This window comes from Nitrosovibrio tenuis (assembly GCF_900109785.1).
Classification (GTDB): domain Bacteria; phylum Pseudomonadota; class Gammaproteobacteria; order Burkholderiales; family Nitrosomonadaceae; genus Nitrosospira; species Nitrosospira tenuis_A.
In genome coordinates, this window is record NZ_FOBH01000012.1 from 58,062 (window position 1) to 71,964 (window position 13,903).

At 54.2% G+C, this 13,903-nt stretch carries 9 protein-coding genes; 8 read left to right on the forward strand and 1 reads right to left on the reverse strand.

Annotated elements, in window-relative coordinates; translation table 11 throughout:
• Positions 1 to 228 precede the first annotated feature (228 nt).
• The 8 genes from BMX00_RS12350 to BMX00_RS12385 all read left to right on the forward strand — a co-directional run bounded on the left by BMX00_RS12350 (position 229) and on the right by BMX00_RS12385 (position 12,906).
• The gene (locus tag BMX00_RS12350; protein ID WP_090829325.1) at positions 229 to 2,325 is read left to right on the forward strand and encodes a nitrite/sulfite reductase; all 2,097 of its coding nucleotides are present in this window, start codon (positions 229 to 231) and stop codon (positions 2,323 to 2,325) included.
• A gap of 37 nt (positions 2,326 to 2,362) precedes the next feature.
• Positions 2,363 to 3,121 (forward strand): phosphoadenylyl-sulfate reductase, encoded by a 759-nt coding sequence (locus BMX00_RS12355; RefSeq protein WP_090829326.1) that lies wholly within the window; start codon positions 2,363 to 2,365, stop codon positions 3,119 to 3,121.
• Between the two features lie 219 nt (positions 3,122 to 3,340).
• Entirely contained in the window at positions 3,341 to 4,273 is a 933-nt protein-coding gene (gene cysD, locus BMX00_RS12360) for a sulfate adenylyltransferase subunit CysD (protein ID WP_090829339.1), read from the forward strand.
• A 271-nt stretch (positions 4,274 to 4,544) separates the two neighbouring features.
• On the forward strand, positions 4,545 to 5,828 hold the full coding sequence (gene cysN, locus BMX00_RS12365; RefSeq protein WP_090829327.1) for a sulfate adenylyltransferase subunit CysN: 1,284 nt from the start codon (positions 4,545 to 4,547) through the stop codon (positions 5,826 to 5,828).
• Between the two features lie 321 nt (positions 5,829 to 6,149).
• Positions 6,150 to 9,728, forward strand: a complete 3,579-nt coding sequence (locus tag BMX00_RS12370; RefSeq protein WP_090829328.1) for an FAD-dependent oxidoreductase — start codon at positions 6,150 to 6,152, stop codon at positions 9,726 to 9,728.
• Between the two features lie 225 nt (positions 9,729 to 9,953).
• Entirely contained in the window at positions 9,954 to 11,081 is a 1,128-nt protein-coding gene (locus BMX00_RS12375; protein ID WP_090829329.1) for a Re/Si-specific NAD(P)(+) transhydrogenase subunit alpha, read from the forward strand.
• A gap of 137 nt (positions 11,082 to 11,218) precedes the next feature.
• Positions 11,219 to 11,524: an NAD(P) transhydrogenase subunit alpha part 2 gene (locus tag BMX00_RS12380; protein WP_025041967.1), complete on the forward strand. Its 306-nt coding sequence runs from the start codon at positions 11,219 to 11,221 to the stop codon at positions 11,522 to 11,524.
• A 2-nt stretch (positions 11,525 to 11,526) separates the two neighbouring features.
• Complete coding sequence (locus tag BMX00_RS12385; RefSeq protein ID WP_090829330.1) at positions 11,527 to 12,906, forward strand: NAD(P)(+) transhydrogenase (Re/Si-specific) subunit beta; 1,380 nt, start codon at positions 11,527 to 11,529, stop codon at positions 12,904 to 12,906.
• Between the two features lie 427 nt (positions 12,907 to 13,333).
• Here the strand turns inward: BMX00_RS12385 and BMX00_RS12390 are convergent, their stop codons facing one another.
• A complete protein-coding gene (locus BMX00_RS12390) occupies positions 13,334 to 13,807 on the reverse strand; it encodes a CHAT domain-containing protein (protein WP_177171857.1) in 474 nt (157 codons plus the stop codon).
• Positions 13,808 to 13,903: the final 96 nt, after the last annotated feature.

Consider the following 13,903-nt stretch of genomic DNA (forward strand, 5'->3'; position numbering starts at 1 on the left):
AGAGCCGGACATTGAAACTGAACCGAATGCGATTTCAGGCTTGTCCGGTAATAAGGCAGAACCTGTCAGATCAGGCTGAGTGTCCGGTAACAGCGGATGAACTGGAGTCTTCAGCGGGACTCAGTAAACGGAACCTTGAGTAAACAGAACCTTGAGCAAACAGAACCTCGTTCGTCTCGACTTTCACCTGAGTCAAACTGATATTAGCCTTAATTGCGGAGAATACAGATGAGTCACCTGAACTACCTCGCTAATGATGAGGAAATAAATTCGTTCGATCAGGCGCTACAGGATTATCAGAGCCTGAGCATGGACGTCGATCGCTTTACTGCTACCCGCCTGCAAATGGGAATTTATGGGCAGCGGCAGGAAGGCGTCAATATGGTTCGCATCAAGCTGCCTGGTGGCCGCCTGAACGCGCCGCAATTGAATGTCATCGCAGATATGCTGGAAAAGTATGCGCGCCATGATGTTGTGCATATCACGACACGCCAGGATATACAGATGCATTACGTACCGCTGGAGCATACGCCGGCAGTGCTCCGCCATCTGGCTACAGCCGGATTGACGACCCGCGAGGCATGCGGAAACACGATACGCAACGTTACCGCATGCCCGTTATCGGGCATATGTCCCCGTCAGCATGTAGATGTCACGAAGCACCTGGACGGTGCGGTCCAGCATTTTTTGCGCAATCCGTTGACTCAGCAAATGCCGCGCAAGTTCAAGATCAGTTTTTCAGCCTGCGAATCCGATTGCGCCCAGGGCATGATGCACGACATGGGAATTGTCGCGGTGCGCAACAGAGACCGCTTTGGCTTTAAGGTTCTGGCAGGGGGCGGCCTTGGGCATAAACCGCATGAAGCCATCGTTGTGGAAGAATTCATCGAGGAAAAGGATTTGCTGATGGTGATGGAAGCCATCATCTCCTTGCATAATCGCTACTCCGATCGGGTCAAACGTGCCAAATCGCGGATCAAGTTCCTGGTTGATAAGTTTGGTCCCGAGGGATTTGTCTCGAAGTATCGTGAAGAATTGGCTCGTACTCAGGCAGCACTGGCAGCCCAGGATTATCCGAAGGGCGAATGGAGTGCTGGTCTGGACAGTGAAGTTCCAGGTATGGGTGCGCCCCGGCACGTGTTCGCGCAAAAGCAGTCGGGTTACTACGTATTTCCTATCAGCGTGCCAATGGGCAACTTGAACGTTGCACAGTTACGTGGTCTTGCCCGTATTGCCGAGATCGATGAATTGGAAGAAATCCGGGTGACTCAGGATCAAAACATGTTTTTGCCGAATATACCGGCGGCAAAAATCGATGTCCTGCGTGCGGAAGTGGCCTTACTGGGCCTGGGCGAGCCGAAGGTCGGCGACAACGTCGTCGCGTGCCCGGGTACCTCGACATGCCGGCTGGGGATAACTTCAAGCACGATCGTTGGACCCAAATTGAATGGTGGGCTGCACGATTTGAAAATTCGTGTTTCCGGATGCCATAACGGCTGTGCCCAGCCAGAGGCGGGCGATATCGGCATTTATGGGGAAGGCAAACGCATGCATGGCAAGCTCGTGCCGCATTATCAGATGTATTTTGGCGGAAATGCCATGGCAGGCGGCGCGCTGGCGATCAAAGGTCCATCAATACCCTCGGCACGCATCGAGACTGCGGTGGAACGGGTCAAGACGGATTATGATTCCAGCCGCGCGACGGGTGAAACGTTTTCGTCCTGGATACGGCGGGTCGGTAAAGACCACCTTGCCCATCTATTGACGGATTTAACTGAAGTAAAACCGGAAGAATTGGAGTCCGTCCTGCGCGATCATGGCAAGGATGCGGATTTCAAGGTATTGCAACTTGGCGGCGGCGAATGCGCGGGAGTGAGCCAGGTGAAGATCGGCTCGAGCTTTTTTGATGCGGCTCATGAGCGCAACTACCGAGATGCGCTTAAGTTTCAACGAAAATTCGAGGACTCCGTTAAATGTGCCGAGGAGATCGCCCGCTTGATTGGCCAAGGTGTGTCCGAATTGCTTGGCGGCCAGAAATTCAACGATTTGGCGCAACAGTCGGAAGAATTGCGCCGCGTGTTGCCTACCAAGCCGCGCCTGTCCAGGCAGTTGGCCAAATTCGCCGAGGATTTCGCATCTCCGGCCGAAGGACTGAACGATGCCCGGTTGACTGAGTGGTTTTCCGAGCTAGACGCGTGGACCATTGAAGCTGCTGAGTTTTGCCTGGGTTTCGACCGCCAGCTTGATCTGGCCGGCGCGCTGCCGTTAAAAGCTTCAGCCCAAGCGTCTTTGTTACAGCGGGCACAGTCATCCGTGACGATCTGACAAATTTTAATCGCTTTACTCTTTATCAAGCAGGCAAATGACTCTGGATCAGAAGATTACTGAAGTGCGGAAGGTATTGGATACGGTGCAGGCAGACTATGCCCCAGCCGCTTTTGCCAATAGTTTCGGCGCCGAGGATATGGTGCTGATGGATCTTATTGCGCGGTATTACCCTGATATCGGGATATTTACGCTGGATACCGGGCGTCTGCCGGAAGAAACCTATAGCCTGATGAAGAAGGTGGCGGATCGCTATGGCATCCGGGTGCCCGTATATTTCCCTGACCCTGCCGCAGTGGAAGCATACGTCGCACAGAATGGACCCAACGGATTTTATGACAGCGTGGAATTACGCAAAAGCTGCTGCCACATCCGCAAGGTGGAACCGCTGAAACGCGCTCTGAGCGGTAAACGCGCGTGGATTACGGGCTTGCGCCGCGATCAGGCGCCCACGAGAAAGGATCTCGCTCAATCGGAGTTCGATGCTGGCAACGGTCTTCAAAAATTCAGCCCGTTGCTCGACTGGAGCCTTTCCGACGTGTGGGATTATCTGAAACGATTCGATGTTCCCTATAATGCGCTACATGATAAGGGCTACGCCAGCATCGGCTGTGCGCCTTGCACGCGCGCTATTACGCCCGGCGAGGATATTCGAGCTGGCCGGTGGTGGTGGGAGGACCCGGAAATCAAGGAATGTGGCCTGCATCCGGACAAGCGGCGCGCCTCTGCATCATCTGTCTTCGTAGAAAAAAAACCGGTGGTCGAAGATCTGGCTCTTTCATATCAAGAAAGGTGAACCAAAAGGCGGAGCAAGGCCGGCCTCTTGTAACTTTTCCCGTTTCGTGAGAACTGTCAAGGTGGACCGATGGATATTTTATTGAACAATATTGAAGAACTGACTACTCCTGTCGCGGGTTTTGTCATGAAAAACGAATCAATGGCCACGACCAAATCTACGGTCACTGGTGAATCGGCAGTTGCGAATGAATCGACAGTCGCGAATGAATCAACAGTCATGAGCGAACCGGTAGCCATTAAGCGCCGTACCGCACGGCAATTAGGGCATCTGGATGCGCTGGAAAGCGAAGCGATCCATATCATGCGAGAGGTGGCGGCCGAATGTGCCCATCCGGCGCTACTGTTCTCCGGGGGGAAGGATTCCATCGTGCTGTTGCGATTGGCGGAAAAAGCTTTCCGCCCAGGGCGTTTTCCGTTTCCATTAATGCATATCGATACGGGTCACAATTTTCCTGAAGTGATCGAGTTTCGCGACCGCCGCGCCAAACAATTGGGCGAGCGGTTAATCGTGCGTAGTATGGAAGATTCCATTCGTCAGGGAAGGGTCGTGCTACGCTCAGCGAACCAGAGCCGCAACGCATTCCAGTCAGTGACACTGCTGGACGCCATTGCGGAATTCCGTTTTGATGCCTGTATTGGAGGCGCACGCCGCGACGAGGAAAAAGCGCGGGCTAAAGAGCGGATATTTTCTTTCCGGGATGAATTCGGTCAATGGGATCCGAAAAACCAGCGCCCGGAATTATGGGATCTCTACAATACTCGAGTTCATCCAGGAGAGAATATACGCGTATTCCCCATCAGCAACTGGACGGAACTTGACGTGTGGGAATACATTGCTCGCGAGGAGCTGGAGGTGCCCCATATTTATTTCGCGCATACACGCGACGTAATCAGGCGCGATAGGGGACTTTTACCCCTGTCCCATCTGGTACAGCTCAAGGAAGGGGAACAGGTGGAAAGCCTGGTGGTGCGCTTCCGGACGGTAGGTGATATGAGTTGCACCTGCCCGGTGCAATCCACCGCAGTCAGTGTTGGCGAGATCATAGCGGAAACAGCGATTACGAGGATTACCGAGCGGGGCGCCACGCGCATGGATGACCAGACGTCGGACGCCTCCATGGAGCTGCGCAAAAAAGAAGGGTATTTCTGAGAAAGAAGGACCTCTGAGTTCCTGGCAAATCACGGAGCAGTTGTACACTTTTCCAGGAATTCATCAATTACGCACCACCGTTACTTACTTTACTTACTACCGTTCCGATTTCTCTTAACCTTCATAGCCATCCACTCGTAGCGAACTTGGTGGGAAGACCAACTGGGTGTGAAGACCACGGGGGCAGGGCCATTGCAGGGATGCGCTAAAGGTACTTGAAAGGTGAACTTTAAGACAAATAACTTACAAAGAGTTGTAAACGGGATTGTGAATGTCAGCTATTGAAAGTATTTCATTTGATCATACCCAGTTGTTGCGTTTCATCACCGCCGGGAGCGTGGATGATGGGAAGAGTACGCTGATCGGGCGTTTGCTGCACGATTCCAAGTCCATCTTCGAAGATCAGTTGAGTGCCATCACCCACACTTCACATCGGCGCGGAATGGAAAGTGTCGATCTCTCACTGCTCACGGACGGCCTGCAAGCCGAGCGCGAACAAGGCATTACGATTGATGTTGCCTATCGCTATTTCGCCACCCCCAAGCGCAAATTTATCATTGCCGACACCCCAGGCCATGAGCAATACACGCGTAACATGGTTACGGGCGCATCCACAGCCAATCTTGCCATTATCCTGATTGACGCGCGGAAGGGGGTGCTTACCCAATCGCGCCGTCATGCCTATCTCGCCAGTCTCGTGGGCATTCCTCATCTGGTGGTAGCAGTCAATAAAATGGATCTGGTGGGTTATTCCCGTGAAGTATTCGAGCGCATTTGCAACGACTTTGCCACTTTTGCCGACGGACTCAGCCTGAGCAATATAGCCTACATCCCGATGTCTGCTTTACACGGCGACATGGTGGTCGAGCGTGGGGACAATCTCAACTGGTATCAAGGCATGGCGTTGATGGACTTGCTTGAGAACGTACCCATCGATCACGACATCAATCTCGACGATTTCCGGTTTCCTGTGCAATGGGTTTGCCGTCCCCAGACCGAGGAACTCCATGATTTTCGAGGTTATATGGGGCGCATCGAATCCGGCTTCATCGGTGTCGGCGATGCGGTGCAGGTTCTGCCCTCCGGCCTCACTTCGCGTATCAAGGAAATCGTCACGTATGATGGTCTTCTCGATTATGCGGTGGCACCGCAGTCCGTTACGCTGACCATTGAAGATCACCTTGATATTTCCCGTGGGGACATGCTGATAAAACCCGCTGCTATGCCTCATGTCACCAAGGAGTTTGAGGCGATGCTGTGCTGGTTATCCGAACAAAGTCTCGATCCCCGCCGCAAATATCTTGTCAAGCAAACCACGCGGGTCGTGAAGGCGCTGGTGTCGCGGATAGATTATCGCGTGGACGTCAATACCTTGCGTCATGAGGCGGCGGAGACTTTGAAAATGAATGATATCGGCCGAGTAGCGCTAAAAGTGCACCAGCCCCTGGCGCATGATCCCTATCAGCGCAACCATGCTACAGGCAGCTTTATTGTCATTGACGAGGCCAATAACAATACCGTTGCCGCAGGCATGATTTGCGCAGCGAAAGATTAACCTGGGAATTTTCAGTTATTGCGGTGCAATATTTTTGAATCGGCGAGCGACAAGGCGGTCATAGCCTTGCCGCTTTTGTATTTTTAACTGGGAAAAGCCTGGGTAATCTCCGAGTAAGTCTTCGCTCGCTGATGCTTATTCAGAAGCTCCCTAATTGAACAGGGTGAACAGGGGTTATAAACAACAGGGGTATAAACCATACCCCGCAAAAAGACTTATTTCGAGATTTTTAAACTTTAAGCATAGTTACGCTCTAATAAATATCGGGATAACTTTTTTTGCCGTCCTTGATTCATTTTTATCACTTTTGATGACCTTATCATGACAAGTTTACAATCGGCGCCTCACCCTTCAGCGACAATTGCCGTGGCTTCTCCCGTGCTTGGATTCGGCATGGCTTTCGCCGACCTGTATCGCCGCGACGGACTCGTGAGACTGGATCAGGCATTCCTGGATTTTCTACAGGAAGGAGAACCCGGGCTGCGGGCTCGCCTCGATCTTGCCCGCTCCGCTCCCGGCAGCCTGGATCGCAAAACAGAATCTGCCCTGCTGATTGAAATTGCTCCATGGATGGAAGATTTCATTGCCAGGCTGTTTGGAATTCAGAAGGAAGTTGCCGAACTTGCCGCTCGCCATCATCAACTGGCTCCGCTGTATTCCTGCAAAAGGCAATTCGTCCAGCGCCGGGCGATGAACAAGGTGAGCGAGGCGGAAGTGGCTGGGGTGGATGGGATAGCGCTGGAAGAAAAACTGGCTGCTGAATTCGAGGCGCCTTTTTCGGAATTGACTTATGCAACCCACGTTACAAGTTGGTTGCTGGATGAGAACGCGAATGAAGAGCGGCTCAAGGCGGCTTTATACTACGCCGCCTGGGCCCTGAAAACACCGGAAGGGCGGGAGCACAACCGGGACGGTGTATTATTCAAGGTCCCCGCCAAACTCGATTTCCAGCATCTGCTGTCTACCCATACCGATAACTCTGCGGGTTACACCGTTCATCGGCTTGAGCATATACGCCGCCGGGAAGGTTTCGCGCTCACCGATCCGGGCACCGATCTGATCGGCGCTCTGGATGAGGCGAATTATTGCATCTGGTGCCACGAGCAAGGAAAGGATTCATGCTCAAAAGGCTTTAAGGAAAAGTCTAAAACCCCGGAAGAACACCCGTCGTTCAAGAAAAGCCAGCTCGGTGTCCTGCTCACCGGTTGCCCGCTGGAAGAGCGCATCTCCGAGTTTCACAAACTTAAGACTCAAGGCATTGCTGTGGGCAGTCTGGCGATGATCGTGCTGGACAATCCAATGTGTGCGGGTACTGGCCACCGGATCTGCAACGATTGCATGAAATCCTGCATTTACCAGAAACAGGAGCCGGTCGATATCCCTCAGGCCGAAACCCGCACCCTCAAGGATGTCCTGGAATTACCCTGGGGCTTTGAAATCTACAGTCTTCTTACCCGGTGGAATCCGCTCGATCTGTACCGGCCGGTGCCGAAGGCGCCGACGGGCCGGAAGGTGCTGGTGGTGGGAATGGGCCCGGCGGGATACACCCTGGCGCATCATTTGATGAACGACGGTCATACGGTGGTTGGCATTGACGGCCTCAAGATCGAGCCGTTGTCGCCGGAAATTTCCGGCGTGAACAAATCGGGCGAACGCGTTCCCTTCGGTGCTATCAGGGATACAGCCGATCTGGCTGAAGACCTGGATGAGCGTATGCCAGGGGGGTTCGGCGGCGTTGCCGAATACGGCATTACCGTGCGCTGGGATAAAAACTTTCTCAAGCTGATCCGCTTGCTTCTGGAGCGCAGAGAAGAGTTTGCGCTGTTTGGCGGTGTCCGCTTCGGCGGAACGCTAACCGCCGATGACGCGTTCGCCATGGGCTTCGACCATGTGGCGCTTGCGGCGGGAGCCGGGCGGCCCACAGTGCTCGATTTGCCCAACGGCCTGGCGCGCGGTGTTCGCGCCGCGTCCGACTTCCTGATGGCATTGCAGTTGAGCGGTGCGGCTCAGATCAACTCGGTTGCCAATATGCAGCTACGCCTGCCGGTAGTGGTTATTGGCGGAGGTCTGACTGCTATCGATACGGCAACGGAAGCGCTTGCTTATTACCCGGTCCAGGTGGACAAATTTCTTCGCCGGTACGAAATCCTTACAGCCGTACAGGGCGAGGCCGCGATACGTGGCGCATGGGATGAGGAAGAGCGAGAAATTGCCGAGGAATTTCTCAGTCATGCTCGCGCCATCCGTGCCGAGCGCAAGGAAGCGGAGAAGGAAGGCCGGGAGCCGCGCGTCCTGGAACTGCTCCAGTCCTGGGGAGGCGCCACGATCGCTTACCGGAAACGGCTTATCGACAGCCCTTCATATACGCTCAATCATGAAGAAGTCGAGAAGGCTTTGGAAGAGGGCATCTGGTTTGCCGAGGGCCTTACGCCTGTGCGGGTGGAAACCGATAAGTGGGAGCATGCGAAAGCGGTGCAGTTCGCGGTGCAGTCCCTGGACGAAACGGGCTCGTGGCAGCAGACCGGCCAGGCCGTGCTGCAGGCTCGTGCAGTTCTGGTTGCGGCCGGCACCCAGCCCAATACCGTGCTTGCCAGAGAAGACGATAAGAATTTCAAGCTGAACGGCCGGTATTTTGCGGCTTGCGATGAAAACGGCGATCCCGTCAGCCCGCCGCGCGCAAATCCCAAGCCTGAGACTCCCAGTGTGCTGATGAGCCGCAACAGTGACGGCCGTTTCATCAGCTTCTTCGGTGATCTGCATCCCTCCTATTCCGGAAACGTGGTAAAAGCGATGTCCAGCGCCAAGCAGGGTTACCCGGTGGTAAGCCGTATTTTGCAGCGCCTGGCTCCGGCTTCCCTCAAACCCTCCTGGCTGTTTTTTGCTGAAATCAATGGACAGTTGCGCGCCACCGTCCATAAGGTCGAGCGGCTTACTCCCAATATCATAGAGGTCGTGGTGCATGCGCCGATGGCGGTGGAACGTTTTCATCCAGGTCAGTTCTACCGTTTCCAGAACTTCGCAACCCTTGCCACAACCGCGGGCGATACGAAACTGGCGATGGAGGGCATTGCCCTTACTGGGGCATCGGTTGATGTCTCTCGCGGACTGGTATCGCTCATTGCCCTGGAAATGGGCGGGTCGGCGGATCTATGCGCCAAGCTCAAGCCCGGCGATCCTGTGGTGTTGATGGGTCCCACCGGTACGCCCACCGAAATTCCGCCGGATGAAACCGTCGTGCTGGTCGGTGGCGGATTGGGTAATGCAGTGTTGTTTTCAATTGGCGCGGCAGCACGGGCCGCGGGATCGAAAATTTTATATTTCGCCGGTTACAAGAAGCTGATTGATCGCTATAAAGTTGAGGAAATCGAGGCTGCCGCGGATGTGGTGGTGTGGTGCTGCGATGAAGCTCCCGGCTTTAAGCCGTCCCGTCCGGACGACCTCAGTTATGTAGGCAATATTGTCGAGGCGATGGCCGCATATGGCAGCGGCGCGTTGGGTCCTCAGAAAGTCCGATTGGCTGATGCGGATCGCATCATTGCCATCGGCTCAGACCGCATGATGGCAGCAGTGGGGGCTGCCCGCCATAACAAGCTTCAGCCTTATCTAAAAACGGATCACTTTGCGATCGGTTCAATCAATTCTCCGATGCAGTGCATGATGAAGGAGATTTGTGCCCAGTGCCTGCAACCTCATAAAAATTCGGCAACAGGAGAGATTACCTACGTGTTTTCCTGCTTTAACCAGGATCAGCCACTTGATCAGGTTGACTTCGGGGGACTGGCGTCGCGTTTGCGCCAGAACAGCGTCCAGGAAAAACTGACCACCCGATGGATTAGCCACTGCCTGAAAGAAGCAGATCAGGTTGGGCCTGAAGTTACCATGGAACCGGCCATCAAATAGGAAATCACTTTTCCCGGAAGGCCGGAGTAAGAGGTTTTTCCAAAGCATTGGATGGCCGGGTTGCAGGAAAGATCACCAGGAACGAGCTGTTTTTCGTCAACCCCGGCCATGCATTATGTCCAGGTTCATTTATAATCCGAGCTTCGCGATAAATGGGCAATCGGCCAGGCTCTGCCGGTTTTGCTGAAGAATAGCGAATGTTCCAAAGATAAGGGGAGATTATCAATGCAGATAGGCATACCCGCAGAGATTCGCGGGGGAGAAACTCGCGTCGCGGCCACGCCGGAAACGGTAAAGAAATTTACCGCCCAAGGTTTTCATACTGTTCTGGTACAGTCCGGCGCGGGCGCGGGTGCGAGCATACCCGATGACGCCTACCAGGCCGCCGGGGCAACCATCGTTGCAAACGCGGCAGAGCTGTATGGTCAATCTCAGATCGTGCTTAAGGTGCGCGGTCCGGACCCGGCCGAACTGGAAATGATGCGCAAGGATGCCGTGCTGCTGGGCCTGCTTGCTCCGCATCGTATCGAAGGCATTGAAGAGCTTGCGCGTCATGGCCTGACCGCCTTTGCAATGGAAAAACTACCGCGTATTTCCCGCGCCCAGAGCATGGACGTGCTATCGTCGCAGGCCAATATCGCGGGCTACAAGGCAGTGCTGATGGCGGCCAACGTCTATCAGAAATTCTTCCCCATGCTGATGACTGCGGCAGGTACCGTCAAGGCGGCGCGGGTACTGGTACTCGGCGCGGGGGTCGCAGGCCTGCAGGCTATCGCCACGGCAAAGCGGCTGGGCGCCGTGATTGAGGCGTTCGATGTGCGCCCCGCGGCAAAAGAACAGGTGGAAAGCCTCGGCGCCAAATTCGTCGAGGTTCCGCTGAGCGAAGAAGAAAAAGCGCAGGCGGAGACAGCGGGCGGCTACGCCCGCGAGATGTCGGATGACTACAAACGTCGTCAGGGTGAGCTGGTGCATCAGCGGGCTGCCGCGGCCGACGTCATCATTACCACGGCGCTGATTCCCGGCCGTCCCGCGCCCGTATTGATCAAGGAGGAAACCGTTCGTGCGATGAAGCCCGGATCGGTCATCGTCGACATGGCGGTAGAGGCGGGCGGTAACTGTCCCTTATCCGAGCTGGACAAGATTGTAGTCAAGCACGGTGTGCATCTCGTCGGCATCGCCAACCTCCCCGGGCTGGTCGCCGCGGATTCCAGCGCCCTGTACGCACGTAATTTGATGAACTTTCTCAACCTGATGCTCGATGCGAAGACCGGCGAATTCAATATTAACCGCGAGGACGAAATTATCGCCGGGACGCTCGTCTGCGCGGACGGGGAAGTGGTTAAGAAAGCTTGAGCGCGCTCGGGCATAGCCGGGAGCGGATGCACGGCTTTAATCACTTGCTTTCAGTGCTGAGTAGTCACGGTTCGCGGGTTAATAGTTAACAAATAAGTAGTTAAGAGTAAAAAGCTACAGATCTCAAGGAGCAATCAATGATTGGCGAAGTTGACCCAACCATAATCAATCTTACTGTTTTCGTGTTGGCGGTGTTCGTCGGCTACCACGTGGTGTGGAACGTTACACCGGCCCTGCATACACCGCTCATGTCAGTCACCAACGCGATATCGGGAATCATACTGGTGGGTGCGATGCTTGCAGCCGGGCCTGCCGAAACAGACTGGGGGGTGTGGTTGGGAGCAGTGGCTGTAACGCTTGCCGCGATCAATGTATTCGGCGGGTTCCTTGTTACGCAGCGCATGCTGGAAATGTTCAGAAAAAAAGATAAAAAGGGAAGCTAGTAATGTCCGCAAACTCGGTCGCACTCGCGTATCTGATCGCCTCGGTTTTCTTCATCCTGGCACTGAAAGGGCTGAGCTCGCCGCTGACTGCTCGACGCGGCAATCTATTCGGCATGGTGGGGATGGCGATCGCGGTCGCCACGACACTTACAATCACCAAGAACTGGGCACTGATACTCGCCTGCATCGCCCTGGGCGGCGCCGTCGGGGCGGTTGTGGCGCGGCGGGTGCAGATGACGGCAATGCCGGAGTTGGTTGCCTTCATGCATTCGCTGGTGGGTTTGGCGGCGGTGTTCATCGCCATTGCCGCGGTCAACAATCCCGTTTCATTCGGATTGCCCGCCATACTGCCTATGGGCAGCAAGCTGGAGCTGTTTCTCGGCACATTCATTGGCGCCATGACCTGGTCGGGTTCAGTCATCGCCTTCCTGAAGCTGTCAGGCCGCATGAGCGGCGCGCCGATTACCTTTGGCGGCCAGCATATGGTCAACCTGATTCTTGCCGTCGTCATGGTCGCTTTCGGCCTGTGGTTCTTCTTTAGCGAGACCACCAACTGGACCGCTTTTGCCGCGATGACCGCAATTGCCTTTGTACTCGGTTTTCTTATTATCATCCCCATCGGCGGGGCGGACATGCCGGTTGTCATTTCCATGCTGAATTCATATTCCGGCTGGGCCGCGGCGGGAATCGGTTTTTCGCTCGGCAACCCCATGCTCATCATTGCTGGTTCACTGGTGGGCAGCTCAGGGGCCATTCTGTCCTACATCATGTGCAAGGCCATGAACAGGCCATTTCTCTCGGTCATACTCGGCGGATTTGGCAGCGAGGGAGGGGCTGTGGCGGCAAGCGATCAGGGGCAAAAAACTTATCGCAGCGGCAGTGCCGATGATGCAGCGTTCCTGATGGGCAATGCCGACACCGTGATCATTGTTCCCGGTTACGGCCTGGCGGTGGCACGGGCGCAGCATGCGGTAAAAGAGCTTGCTGAAAAGCTGCATTCAAAAGGAGTCAATGTACGCTTCGCCATTCATCCGGTTGCGGGACGCATGCCGGGACACATGAATGTGTTATTGGCGGAAGCAGAGATACCCTACGAGCAGGTGCTGGAAATGGACGAGATCAACAGCGATTTTCCCAATACTGACGTGGTACTGATCCTGGGCGCGAATGACGTAGTGAACCCCGCAGCCAACGTTCCGGGCAGTCCGATATATGGCATGCCCATTCTGGAAGCCCACAAAGCACGTACTGTGATGGTGGTCAAACGCAGCATGGCGGCAGGCTACGCCGGCCTTGACAATGACCTGTTCTACATGGATAAGACCATGATGGTTTTCGGCGACGCCAAAAAAGTGGTCGAAGACATGGTCAAGGCCTTGTAACAGCTTTAAGGAGAACTCGGGGGAGTATAGCCTCAACCTGAACAAGCCTGGACGGCGATTAAAGCAGCCTCAGCAGCTTCAAAAGAAAAAGGCCAGTAAGGGACTGAACTTTGAAAGCCAGGCGAACGATAATAATGGTAAGCCTGTTCGCCTCGGTTGAAGGTAGTATCTTATTATTGATAAAATACGTTATCAATAATAATGATTTAGCCGACCAGCTAGACGTATCCACTAATTTGTGACAAAGCTGACTTATGTGGTAAACCTTACACTCCTGTGTAGACGAATCCTGCCCAGAAATATGACTCCTGATAAGGCCTTACGTTTGCACGTTGCTCGACATTTTCCCTAAGCCACATAAGCAATTTCGCCATACGCGAAAATTGCAACGAATGAGCTTCCGTTCTGTTTGATTTTAACCATGTATTCAAATATTCCCAGAGTGAATCATGCAAATCAAATCTTGATACGTAGCTGTGCGCAACCAATTCTGTGCTTGTGCCAAAGCTTTTGGGGGATCCATATTATTATTACGATGCAATTCGTAAAATTTATTTATCAGGAACGTAGTTGATCGATCGTCTACAGTCCATAGTGTACTAATAACCCCCGAAGCCCCGGCTCCCATAAAGGCGGCGGGCAGGCCAATTGCCTCGGCTGGAGCATTGGTGCTTGTAACCCCGGTTTCACAGGCCGATAATATGGCAAGGCGGTTCCCGCTTAGCATTCCGAATTTGCTGAGCAAATCACCCACGGTCAGGCGGTCATTTCTTGCCAATTCCAGCCCAGATCCCAAAGGATTCAGCCGTTGAAAACTACCATGCGTCGATAAATGTAGGTAAGTAGGCGGGTTGGCGGCCAATGCTTGATTCAGCTTGATTAAGCTGCCCTCGGGGCCCATCTGACGTCCCCCCAATTCTGCTGGGATTCAAAACTAGAATCTGGCCGCTTCTGGCAGTCTGACCTGCTTGGTTTTAACGTATTCGCTTGGGGTCAG

What these genes read in the sequence shown, in the direction of transcription:
- BMX00_RS12350 (WP_090829325.1), top strand. Translation starts at nt 229, where the DNA reads ATGAGTCACCTGAACTACCTCGCTAATGATGAGGAAATAAATTCGTTC.
- BMX00_RS12355 (WP_090829326.1), top strand. Translation starts at nt 2,363, where the DNA reads ATGACTCTGGATCAGAAGATTACTGAAGTGCGGAAGGTATTGGATACG.
- cysD (WP_090829339.1), top strand. Translation starts at nt 3,341, where the DNA reads ATGAGCGAACCGGTAGCCATTAAGCGCCGTACCGCACGGCAATTAGGG.
- cysN (WP_090829327.1), top strand. Translation starts at nt 4,545, where the DNA reads ATGTCAGCTATTGAAAGTATTTCATTTGATCATACCCAGTTGTTGCGT.
- BMX00_RS12370 (WP_090829328.1), top strand. Translation starts at nt 6,150, where the DNA reads ATGACAAGTTTACAATCGGCGCCTCACCCTTCAGCGACAATTGCCGTG.
- BMX00_RS12375 (WP_090829329.1), top strand. Translation starts at nt 9,954, where the DNA reads ATGCAGATAGGCATACCCGCAGAGATTCGCGGGGGAGAAACTCGCGTC.
- BMX00_RS12380 (WP_025041967.1), top strand. Translation starts at nt 11,219, where the DNA reads ATGATTGGCGAAGTTGACCCAACCATAATCAATCTTACTGTTTTCGTG.
- BMX00_RS12385 (WP_090829330.1), top strand. Translation starts at nt 11,527, where the DNA reads ATGTCCGCAAACTCGGTCGCACTCGCGTATCTGATCGCCTCGGTTTTC.
- BMX00_RS12390 (WP_177171857.1), bottom strand. Translation starts at nt 13,807, where the DNA reads ATGGGCCCCGAGGGCAGCTTAATCAAGCTGAATCAAGCATTGGCCGCC.